Source organism: Pseudoalteromonas sp. GW168-MNA-CIBAN-0100 (genome assembly GCF_040309225.1).
Lineage (GTDB): Bacteria > Pseudomonadota > Gammaproteobacteria > Enterobacterales > Alteromonadaceae > Pseudoalteromonas > Pseudoalteromonas arctica.
Window position 1 is genome coordinate 1 of sequence record NZ_JBEOOL010001034.1, and the last position, 239, is coordinate 239.

The 239-nt window shown below is 41.4% G+C and carries 1 protein-coding gene; it reads left to right on the top strand.

Features of this window, described 5'->3' with window-relative positions; all coding sequences use genetic code 11:
* A partial coding sequence (locus tag AAEY62_RS24490) for a GGDEF domain-containing protein (protein WP_350637085.1) occupies positions 1-239 on the top strand: 239 nt, incomplete at both ends.

Genomic DNA, 239 nt, shown 5'->3' on the forward strand with positions numbered 1-239 from the left:
GGCTTAGCAAGCCGCCCTATTTTAATTGATCAACTCCAACAAGCCATTACATCTGAGCAAAAGCTCGCCGTAGCCTATTTAGATTTAGATAATTTTAAACCCATTAATGACAAATACGGTCACGAAACCGGTGACTTCGTTTTGAAAACTATTGCCCAAAGACTAAAAAGCACATTACGCAAAGAAGATACACTCGCGCGTATCGGCGGAGATGAGTTTATCCTTTTATTAAGGGGGGC